Annotated in this window: 8 protein-coding genes; 6 read left to right on the top strand and 2 right to left on the bottom strand. The window is 43.2% G+C overall.

Going from position 1 to position 10611, the window contains the following annotated elements:
* Positions 1 to 335 precede the first annotated feature (335 nt).
* On the bottom strand, positions 336 to 917 hold the full coding sequence (locus tag QZY09_RS20210; protein ID WP_295675400.1) for a porin family protein: 582 nt from the start codon (positions 915 to 917) through the stop codon (positions 336 to 338).
* 200 nt (positions 918 to 1117) lie between these two features.
* Here QZY09_RS20210 and QZY09_RS20205 point away from each other — a divergent pair, with 200 nt between their 5' ends.
* The 4 genes from QZY09_RS20205 to infB all read left to right on the top strand — a co-directional run bounded on the left by QZY09_RS20205 (position 1118) and on the right by infB (position 6529).
* Complete coding sequence (locus QZY09_RS20205) at positions 1118 to 1534, top strand: hypothetical protein (RefSeq protein WP_295675398.1); 417 nt, start codon at positions 1118 to 1120, stop codon at positions 1532 to 1534.
* Positions 1535 to 1746: 212 nt separating this feature from the next.
* Complete coding sequence (rimP, locus tag QZY09_RS20200; RefSeq protein ID WP_295675396.1) at positions 1747 to 2211, top strand: ribosome assembly cofactor RimP; 465 nt, start codon at positions 1747 to 1749, stop codon at positions 2209 to 2211.
* Positions 2212 to 2238: 27 nt separating this feature from the next.
* Entirely contained in the window at positions 2239 to 3474 is a 1236-nt protein-coding gene (gene nusA / locus QZY09_RS20195; RefSeq protein WP_295675394.1) for a transcription termination factor NusA, read from the top strand.
* Between the two features lie 61 nt (positions 3475 to 3535).
* Entirely contained in the window at positions 3536 to 6529 is a 2994-nt protein-coding gene (gene infB, locus QZY09_RS20190; RefSeq protein ID WP_295675392.1) for a translation initiation factor IF-2, read from the top strand.
* Between the two features lie 53 nt (positions 6530 to 6582).
* Here the strand turns inward: infB and QZY09_RS20185 are convergent, their stop codons facing one another.
* Positions 6583 to 6852, bottom strand: coding sequence for a hypothetical protein (locus QZY09_RS20185; RefSeq protein ID WP_295675390.1), 270 nt, complete (start codon positions 6850 to 6852; stop codon positions 6583 to 6585).
* A gap of 218 nt (positions 6853 to 7070) precedes the next feature.
* On the opposite strand from QZY09_RS20185, the gene QZY09_RS20180 reads away from it, so the two are divergent.
* On the top strand, positions 7071 to 7820 hold the full coding sequence (locus QZY09_RS20180; protein WP_295675386.1) for a hypothetical protein: 750 nt from the start codon (positions 7071 to 7073) through the stop codon (positions 7818 to 7820).
* A gap of 1 nt (position 7821) precedes the next feature.
* A complete protein-coding gene (locus tag QZY09_RS20175) occupies positions 7822 to 10587 on the top strand; it encodes a TonB-dependent receptor (RefSeq protein ID WP_295675383.1) in 2766 nt (921 codons plus the stop codon).
* The last annotated feature ends 24 nt before the right edge of the window (positions 10588 to 10611 follow it).

The raw sequence follows: 10611 nt of genomic DNA, 5'->3' as shown, positions 1-10611 counted from the left end.
CGTAGATTGCATCTACGGACTGACTATGCCTGTAGTTTGTAACTACAGCACGCGCGGTCAAATTCTATTCGTCGTCGAAGGGTCTGTCACGCACGACCCTGCGTTTTAGGTGATGTTAGGGTGTAAATTGCCGGCCATCTTAAATTAATGGCCATATTTCCTCGTTATACAAACATCGCACGCAGGGTCGTCTGTGACAGACCCTGCCGGGACGAAAAGTTGCAACTCGCGTTGCGATAAAGATATATTTCAAAAATCGCACACTAGTATGCAGCGCAATCAACAGGCGCGGGGGAACTCCAAATTTCAAGCGCTCGTGTCAAGGCAACCTTTTTTTAAAGCTTAAAAAAGTATTCGACAGAAATGTTAAACGCACTATTTTTGTTATTTGCGCCACCACTGTAAACATCGGTAATTCCCATACTGTAACCGCCACTTATCGCAAACCCTGAAGTGAATTGGTAGCCCGTTAAGGCACTTAGGCCGACGTCGGCACGGTGAAGCCCCTCATTATTCCCAAAAAAGAAATTGTTTCTCAAACCAGTATAAATATTGGTGGCTAACGTCCCAAAACTTATATAGGGGCCTCCGCCGATGAAAAAATTACCGGCGCGTTCTTTTTCATGATATAAAAAATTAACGGGGATTTCCAGATAGTTAAGGATCAGTTGCTCGGTTTTGGTGGTATTTTGTCCGCCCATTTTAGTAAACAATAGCCCGGGTTGTATGCTAAAATTTTTAAAACCAATATCTACCAAACCGCCTGCTCGAATGCCGATCAGATAACTGCTGGTTATGGGATTGCCGTTGCCGGAAAGATTGGAATAATTAATGCCTGCGCTAAGGCCATAGCTTACGGTTTGTGAAAAGGTTTTCGATGCAAGTAGCACGAGCAAAATAAGTAAGGCTTTTTTCATTTAATTAGGTTTAACCATAAAGATATTAAATTTTTCCCGCCTGTACAAGTTTGCAACCTGGACACATAATATTTAAACGTACCGCTTAAATTGAAATCAATGTACCGTTTCAAGCCTAGGCCTCAAGCCGGTACTGCCAGAAAGCGACATCTTTTTGGCGCGTAATAACCTATATTTACAATTACTTACGTTTGTGAAAAATGAAACGATATCCCTGGTTCTTCCTTTTACTCTGCTTTGGCTGCGGACACCCCAAAGCGCCGGCCATTTCCATCAGCCTGGTAAACAACAGCAAATCCATCCAATTCAAAGGCCTCGATCGGGCAATTATGGGGGAAGTAACCCGTAATGCATCACCTGCCGTGTGGGAAAACCTCATCCCGGTTTACCAGATGCCTGCAGATACAGATCTGAAAGATTACCAGCCTATCCAACCCGGCAACTACCTGGTTAAAGACAGCGTTATTGTATTTACGCCTGATACCCCGTTTGTAAAGGGCCATACCTATTTTATGCGTTATTTCCGCTTTGAAGGCGGTACCAAGCCCTGGGATTTTATCGGGGGCAATAAGAAATTAGGTAGTGTGCCTCACCAGGATTTGGTGTTTAAGGATTAGTTAAAGAAAGTTGTAAAGGGTTTGAAATGTTAAAAAAAAAACTGATTACTCCCCTTACAACCCCTCCAACTCACTACAACATTTACAACCTAAAACTAATCAACCAAAAAACTTTGCAACCCCAAAAAAATACATTACATTTGCATTTGAATTAAAAAAGAGGGGGCGATTGTCCCCTCTTTTATTTTATCAATCAAATTATCTAAGGGATAATGAATATTGAAAAAAGAGTAAAAGAACTGGTTGAAGAGAAGATAGCTGATAAACCAAACCTGTTTATAGTCGACATAAAAATGCACTCGAACGGTAAATTGGTGATATTGGTGGATGGCGATAACGGCATCGGCATTGATGATGTTGCCGGCATAAGCAGGTACGTGGGTTTTAAGCTGGAAGAGGAAAATGTGATTGAAACGGCTTATAACCTGGAGGTTTCATCGCCGGGTTTGGATGTTCCGCTTAAACTCATCAGGCAGTATATTAAAAATATTGGTCGTAACTTAGCTATTAAAATGGCCGACGGCACCAAAAGAGAAGGCAAACTAAGTAGCATTACCGAAGATGCCATCGTAATAGAAGAAAAAGTAAAAGAAAAGGGAAAAAAAGCCGAAATTATTGAGGTGGTTATCCCGGTAAATACAATAGCAGAAACAAAAGTTTTAATATCATTCAAGTAAGAATTATAATATCATTCAAGTAAGAAAATGAGCAATATTAATTTAATTGATTCTTTTCAGGAATTTAAAGATTTCAAGAACATCGACCGCCCAACCATGATGAGCGTACTGGAAGACGTTTTCAGAAGCATGATCAGGAAAAAGTATGGTACCGATGAAAATTGCGACGTAATTGTTAACACAGATAACGGTGACTTGGAAATCTGGCGTACGCGCAAGGTGATGGAAGACGGTTTCAGTGAGGATGACGACCTGGAAATTGAACTGGCAGAGGCAAGAACATTGGACCCGACTTTAGAGGTTGGCGACGAGTATATTGAGCAGATCACCCTGGAGAGTTTTGGCCGCCGCGCTATTTTAGCTGCACGCCAGACACTGGTTTCAAAAATTTTGGAATTGGAAAAAGACGAGATCTTTAAAAAATATAAAGATCGTGTGGGTGAAATTGTAACCGGCGAGGTTTACCAGGTTTGGAAAAAAGAAACTTTGGTGCTTGATGATGAAGGCAATGAATTATTGCTGCCAAAATCAGAACAGATCCCTGCAGATTACTTTAAAAAGGGTGATACGGTTAAAGCGGTAGTTGATAAGGTGGATATGCTGAACAGCAACCCTAAGATCATCATTTCGCGCACGGCGCCTGCATTTTTGCAGCGTTTGTTTGAAATGGAAGTACCGGAAATATTTGACGGACTGATCACCATTAAAAAGATCGTTCGTGAACCGGGCGAGCGTGCTAAAGTTGCCGTTGAATCATACGATGATCGTATCGATCCTGTTGGTGCTTGCGTGGGTATGAAAGGATCGCGCATCCACGGTATCGTACGTGAGTTAAAAAACGAAAATATTGACGTAATCAATTACACCAATAACTTGCAGCTGTACATCCAGCGCGCATTATCGCCTGCAAAAATCACCTCCATTAAACTGGATGATGAGAAAAAAACGGCAGCAGTTTACTTAAAACCCGACCAGGTATCCTTAGCGATTGGCCGCGGCGGGCATAATATTAAACTGGCCGGTAAATTAACAGGCTATGAGATCGACGTTTACCGCGAAGCGGATGAACAGGACGAAGATGTGGATATAGAAGAATTTTCAGACGAAATTGATAGCTGGATCATTGATGAATTTAAACGAATCGGCCTGGATACTGCTAAGTCAGTATTGGCATTAACGGTTAACGAATTGGTAAAACGCACCGACCTTGAAGAAGAAACTGTGAAGGATGTGTTATCAATTCTGCAAGCTGAGTTCGAATAATCGTTATAACCAAAATTAAAATCGTATTTTTGCACAAAAAAGCAGAGAAAGCATATAATAAATGTCAGAAGACAAATCAATAAAATTATTTACAGCAGCAAAAGAGCTGAATATCGGTACGGGTACCATTGTTGACTTTTTAGCAAAAAAAGGGTACAAGGTTCAAAAGCACCCTATGGCCCTCCTTGATGGCGATATGTACAACGCTCTGTTAAAAGAATTTGCTGTAGATAAAATTATTAAGGAAGAAGCAAAGCAGATCAGTATCGGCAAGATCCGAAAAGAAGAACCGGTACATATTCCTGAAAAGCCAGCTGAAACCCGCCGTTCGAGAGATTTCGAGAACGAAGAGATCCTTATTAAAAATACCGGCCACCATTTTACCCCTCCTGTAGCAGAAAAACCAAAACCGGTTGAACCTGTTGCACCTGCACCTGTAAAATCAGAGGAACACGCTGATGCTTTACCGGGTGTAAAAGTTGTAGGTAAAATTGACCTGGATAATTTGAACGCGAAAGTTCAGCCGGTTGAAAAACCTGTTGAAGTAATAGCGCCGGTAGTTGAGGTTGTTAAACCTGAGGTTGTTGCTCCCAAACCGGAGCCGGAACCAGTAAAAGAAGCACCGAAAGAAATTATACCTGAAGCACCGAAGGAAGAAGTTAAAATAGCAGAGGTTAAGGAGCCCGAAGTTATTGCTGAACCTGCGAAGGTTGAACCAAAACCCGAACCAGTTGCAGTTGCAGTTGCAGAGGCCCCCGAAGAACCACAGGAGCCTGAAGTGATCCGCGCGAAAGCGGAGCGTTTAACAGGACCGAATGTTATCGGTAAGATCCAATTACCGGTGGATGCGCCAAAACGCAACCCGGTAGCTTCATCTTCAAACACCAACAACGCCCAGGATCATAAACGCAAACGTAAGCGTAAAGATCACCAGGGCAACCATCCGGGCAATAACCCGGGCCAGCAGGCTGCAAACCCTCCGGGCCAGCAGCAACCGCATGGCGGTAACCGTCCTGATTTCAGGAACCGTGGCAACAACCCGCCTGCAGGCGGACCAGGTGGCGGCAACGCTGGAGCGGGCAACCGTCCTGATTTCAGGAACCGCAGCGCAGCTCAAAACAGCGGCCCTAAAGAAGAACCTACAGAAAAAGATATACAAGACCAAATAAAGGCAACTTTAGCTCGCTTAAGCGGTGCCGGTAAATCCGGTAAATTCGCGCAGCGTGCCAAGTTCCGCCGTCAAAAACGTGATGATGTTGCCGCTTCTGCTGAAGAACTGGCAATGGAAAACGAATTGCAGGCGAAAGTATTAAAGGTTACCGAGTTTGTAACGGCCAATGAACTGGCTTCGATGATGGATGTTTCTGTAACACAGATCATATCCACCTGTATGAGCCTGGGCATGTTCGTTTCTATCAACCAAAGGCTTGATGCGGAAACGCTGAGCATTGTGGCAGATGAATTTGGCTACCAGGTTGAATTTGTAAAACCACAGGACGAAGAGGGCAGCCTTGACCAGCCTGATGATCCGGCTGATCTGATACCACGTGCACCGATCGTTACCATCATGGGCCACGTTGACCACGGTAAAACGTCATTGCTCGACTTTATCCGCAAAACCAACGTAATCGGTGGCGAAGCAGGCGGTATTACCCAGCACATTGGTGCTTACGAGGTAACACTACCTGACGATAAAGGAAAGATCACGTTTTTGGATACACCGGGCCACGAAGCGTTTACCGCTATGCGTGCCAGGGGTGCCCAGGTAACTGACATTGTCATCATTGTAATTGCCGCTGACGATAGCGTGATGCCGCAAACCCGCGAGGCCATAAACCACGCGCAGGCTGCAGGTGCGCCAATCATCTTCGCATTCAATAAAATAGATAAACCGGGTGCAAACGCCGATAAGGTGCGCGAGCAGTTATCAGCCATGAATATTTTGGTTGAAGAATGGGGCGGTAAATACCAGTCGCAGGAAATATCAGCCAAAACGGGCCTGAACGTGGAGTTACTTTTAGAAAAAGTATTACTGGAAGCCGAATTATTGGAGTTAACAGCCAACCCGAATAAACGTGCCGTAGGCACGGTAATTGAAGCTGCGCTGGATAAAGGTCGTGGTATTGTTACCACCATCCTGGTACAGGCAGGTACATTACGTGTTGGTGACCCTATACTGGCAGGCTGTTATAGCGGTCGTGTAAAGGCGTTGACCAACGAGCGCGGCCAGCGTGTTGAAAAGGCTGGCCCGTCAACCCCGGTACAGGTTTTGGGTATGCAGGGAGCGCCTACCGCAGGTGATAAATTTAACGCGCTTGAAAGCGAAGTGGAGGCACGTGAAATTGCCAACAAACGCTTACAATTACAACGCGAACAGGGTTTACGTACGCAAAAACACATCACTCTTGATGAGATCGGCCGCCGATTGGCAGTTGGTAACTTTAAGGAACTGAATATTATTGTTAAAGGTGACGTGGATGGTTCTATCGAGGCATTGTCTGATTCCTTACTGAAACTATCTACTGAGCAGATCCAGGTGAATATCATCTCGAAAGCTGTTGGGCAGATCTCCGAATCGGATGTATTGCTGGCTTCGGCATCAGATGCGATCATCATTGGTTTCCAGGTGCGGCCATCAGGCGGCGCGCGTAAACTGGCTGAACAGGAACAAATTGATATCAGGCTTTACTCCATCATTTACGATGCGATCAATGAGATCAAAGCGGCGATGGAAGGCATGCTTGCACCAACGTTCGAAGAGAAAATTGTTGCCAACGTAGAGATCCGCGAAACGTTTAAGATCAGCAAAGTTGGTACCATCGCAGGTTGTATGGTGCTGGATGGCAAGATCAACCGCAATAGCAAAATACGCATCATCCGCGAAGGTGTGGTTGTTTATACGGGCGAACTGGCTTCGCTGAAACGCTACAAAGACGATGTGAAGGAAGTAAGTGCCGGTTACGAGTGCGGCTTGAATATCAATAACTTTAATAACATTGAAGCTGGCGATATTGTGGAAGCGTATGAAAATGTAGAAGTGAAAAGGAAGCTGTAACAGGCATCTGTAAAAAATAGCAAGGCCCGTTGAGTAATTCAGCGGGCCTTTTTTTATTTCTTTTTATTTTGCTTCGCATGATGTATGCTGTGGCGGCGATGCTTCAGCCTATGGGCCTGGTGTTTTCGCCCCTGATGTTTTTTGTGCCTGCTGCTGCGCTGTTTCTTACGATGGCTGCGTTGTTTGGCTTGATGTTTTTTTTGATGGTAAACCTTATGCTGCTGCTTTGGTTGCTGCTGCTTTTGTGGTGCCTGTTGCGCCATGGATACGCTAAAACTTAACATTACTAAAAGCGATAACGCTAGTACTTTTAATGCTTTCATAAATTCTTTTGCTGTTGTTTTATATTTAATTCAATAGTAAATAAATCATCGCAATTTATAAAAAGCCCGGTGTAACGTATCCGTTTTTAATTCATTTAACTATTGCAATAAAATTGTTACAACCAAAATAAATAAAACGAGCCCTGTCGCGATTTAATCTTTGAAACGTATTGGTTATTAACTTAAAGTAGTGTAATTTCCCAGCTTAACCTTAAATTATGAGAAGACGGACCTATTTACCTTTAATCTGGGGTATATTATGCCTTATCGTCAGCAAAAAATCTTTTTCACAGGGAGCAAAACCCGATAGCAGTTCGCAGCAAGGCGCTTTGAATGGCACACTATCGTTATTTTATGCTTCTATTGGCAAACAATCATCCTTGTATAATGGTACCGAATACACCTATTACGACCCTTTAATAACCGGGAATGCCTATTTTTTGGATGTAAAAGCGTTTGCACCGGGTGTTGTCAATTATAACGGGATAACTTTTAGCCAGGTACCAATGTTGTATGATATTTACAGCGACCAGGTTGTTGTGTTGCTTTATAATCATTTCACCAAGTTCGCCTTGGTTAAAGAGAAGGTAACCAGCTTTGATTATTTAGATCATCACTTTGTAAACATAGATGCCGACACATTGGCGAATAATACTGTCCTGCAATCCGGTTATTATGATGAGCTGTATAACGGTAAAACACAGGTGCTGGCTAAGCGATCAAAAAATATTCAGACTGCCGCCGGGCAAACAACTCTCGAATCCTATTTCAATCCGGTAAAAAGCTATTACATCCGAAAAAATAATGTTTACTACGAGATCAGCAGCAAAAGTTCGATGCTGGATGTTTTAAAGGATAAAAAGAAACTGGTACAGCAATATATCAGAGCAAGTCAATTAAATTTTCGCAGAGAACCTGAAGAGGCTATGGTCAAAATAGCATCTTATTATGACCAAATATCTAAATAATATGAGAAAAACATACCTTATCACTGTTTGCGTTTTGTTTTTCTTACAAATCGCCCTGGCGCAACAAAAAAACCCAAAACTGATCAGTTGTAACTTTCAACAGGCTACCATAGCACAATTTGCCGCTGATCTGGAATCGAAAAGCAGCGCCCGTTTTTATTACGACCCGGCGCAGTTTGACAGTTTGCGGGTAACCCTGCAAATAACTGAACAGCCTTTGGAGAGTATTTTGTACGCCGCATTTAAAAATACCAATTATCATTTTGCCATTACCTCATCGCAGCAGGTGTTTATTACAAAAGGCAGACAGATCAAAACAGACCTGGCCCCGGGTTTTACAAGCATTGCGCCTGTAAACAATGCGCAGTCATCGGCTGTTGCTGACTACTCGGATGATAAAGATAAAAACGTGCCGGATGCCACCACAGAAAATAAGCTTTATGAAATCGGCACACGTACAAATACCATAAAAGCCGGCAATGCAACATTAAGCGGATACGTACGTGACATCAAATCGGGCGAGGCTGTGGTTGGGGCAAGTATTTACGTGGCCAACACAAAAACAGGGGTAGCTACCGACCAGTTCGGTTATTTTACCATAACGCTGCCACGGGGCCGGCACATACTTATTGTTCGTGGGCTGGGGATGCGTGATACGCGGCGCCAAACTATTCTTTATAATGATGGAAAGCTGATCATCGAAATGCAGGAACAGGTAAACAGCCTGAAGGAAGTTAAAATATCGGCCGATAAAGTAGCCAATGTACGCAGTGTGGAGTTGGGTGTTACCCGGCTCGACATAAAAAACATCAAGCAGATTCCTACCGCTTTTGGCGAAACCGATGTGTTAAAGGTGATTTTAACCCTGCCTGGTGTTACCTCGGTAGGCGAGGCCACAACAGGGTTTAACGTTAGGGGTGGTTCAGCAGATGAGAATTTGATTTTGCTTAATGGCGCCACCATTTATAATCCTGCGCACTTTTTTGGCTTCTTTGCAGCCTTTAACCCCGATATTGTTAAAGATATTGAACTGTATAAAAGCAGCATCCCCGAAAAATTTGGCGGACGGCTCTCATCCGTACTGGAAGTAACCAACCGCGAAGGCAATAAAAAAATATTTACCGGTTCGGCGGGTATTGGTTTATTAACCAGCCGGCTTAACGTGGAAGGCCCGATAGTAAAAGACAAAACCTCTTTTATATTTGGCGCCCGTACCACCTATTCAAACTGGCTGTTAAACTTACTGCCTGACGCTTATAAACATAGCTCCGCTTCATTTTACGATGTGAATCTCGATATCAGCCACCAGATCAACGATAAAAATAATATTTATCTCTCCAGCTATATCAGTAATGATAAGTTTAAACTGAACAGCGATACTACTTATTCCTACAGCAATAAAAGTGTATCCCTTAAATGGAAACACAATTACAGCACAAAGCTGTTTAGTTTGATTTCGGCAGGGTTTGACAAGTACCAGTATGATATTAACAGCAAAGCCAATCCCGTTAATGGTTATGATCTGGCTTTTAATATTAACCAATCAAATTTTAAAGCAGATTATACCTATTATCTGAATAATAAGCACACCATTGATTTTGGGTTAAACTCTATCCTTTACCATATCAATCCGGGGACTTTTGAACCGCTTGGCGCCCAGTCGTTGGTGCTGCCCCAGGTTGTAGCGCCTGAGCAGGCCCTCGAAAGCGCGTTATATCTTGGAGATAAATATGATGTAAGCACTAATTTTTCAATCAGCGCAGGGGTAAGGTTTAATATTTACAATTACCTGGGGCCGCAAACCGTGGATAATTATGCCCCCAACTTGCCCAAAGAACCGGATAATGTTTTAGATAGCACAGCTTATGGCCAGGGGCATTTCATAAAAACTTATATTTCCCCAGACATACGGCTATCAGCCAGGTATTTATTGAATGATAACCTTTCTGTTAAAGCAGGTTATAATACTTTGCACCAGTATATCCACCTGTTATCAAACTCAACCTCTATTTCGCCTACTGATGTTTACAAATTAAGTGACCCCAATATAAAACCTGAAAGCGGCGACCAAATATCCCTGGGCCTTTTCCAGAATGCGAAACAAAACACCATCGAAATGTCGGTTGAAGTGTATTACAAGCGGCTGAGAAATTACCTGGATTATAAAAGCGGCGCGGTGCTGTTATTAAACCAGCATATTGAGCAGGATGTCATCAATACAAAAGGTAAAGCCTATGGTGCAGAATTTCTCATTAAAAAAACAGCAGGTAAATTAAACGGTTGGATCAGCTATACCTATTCGCGTACCTTCCTTAAGCAGGACGACCGTAATGCTGGTGAGCTGATCAACGAAGGCAACTGGTATCCTGCTAATTATGACAAGCCAAGCTCGTTCAACTTTACCGGTAACTATCGTTTTACACACCGTTACAGCATATCGTTGGATCTGTCATACAGCACCGGCCGGCCAATTACTTTGCCAATAGCAAAATATGAGTATGCAGGGTCAGAAAGGGTGTTCTATTCAGATCGCAATGCTTACCGGATCCCTGATTATTTCAGGTCTGATTTTTCCATAAATATTGAGGGGAATCACAGGGTGCATCAAAAAACGCACAATTCGTGGACCGTGGGTGTATACAATTTAACCGGCCGCCAAAACGCTTATTCAACTTTTTTCACAGAACAAAGCGGGGTGATCAGCGGATATAAATTATCCATTTTTGCCTCGCCTATACCATTTATCAATTATAATATAAGGTTTTAACCCCCGCGATGAGTTGTCGTCATA

Origin of the sequence: uncultured Mucilaginibacter sp. (assembly GCF_903913935.1) — a bacterium.
In the GTDB taxonomy this organism is placed as follows: Bacteria; Bacteroidota; Bacteroidia; order Sphingobacteriales; family Sphingobacteriaceae; genus Mucilaginibacter.
This window is presented reverse-complemented; position numbering and strand designations above follow the sequence as displayed.

Bases quoted from the DNA above. Each gene is read 5' to 3' on its own strand.
- QZY09_RS20210 (WP_295675400.1), bottom strand. From the start codon at position 917: ATGAAAAAAGCCTTACTTATTTTGCTCGTGCTACTTGCATCGAAAACC.
- QZY09_RS20205 (WP_295675398.1), top strand. From the start codon at position 1,118: ATGAAACGATATCCCTGGTTCTTCCTTTTACTCTGCTTTGGCTGCGGA.
- rimP (WP_295675396.1), top strand. From the start codon at position 1,747: ATGAATATTGAAAAAAGAGTAAAAGAACTGGTTGAAGAGAAGATAGCT.
- nusA (WP_295675394.1), top strand. From the start codon at position 2,239: ATGAGCAATATTAATTTAATTGATTCTTTTCAGGAATTTAAAGATTTC.
- infB (WP_295675392.1), top strand. From the start codon at position 3,536: ATGTCAGAAGACAAATCAATAAAATTATTTACAGCAGCAAAAGAGCTG.
- QZY09_RS20185 (WP_295675390.1), bottom strand. From the start codon at position 6,852: ATGAAAGCATTAAAAGTACTAGCGTTATCGCTTTTAGTAATGTTAAGT.
- QZY09_RS20180 (WP_295675386.1), top strand. From the start codon at position 7,071: ATGAGAAGACGGACCTATTTACCTTTAATCTGGGGTATATTATGCCTT.
- QZY09_RS20175 (WP_295675383.1), top strand. From the start codon at position 7,822: ATGAGAAAAACATACCTTATCACTGTTTGCGTTTTGTTTTTCTTACAA.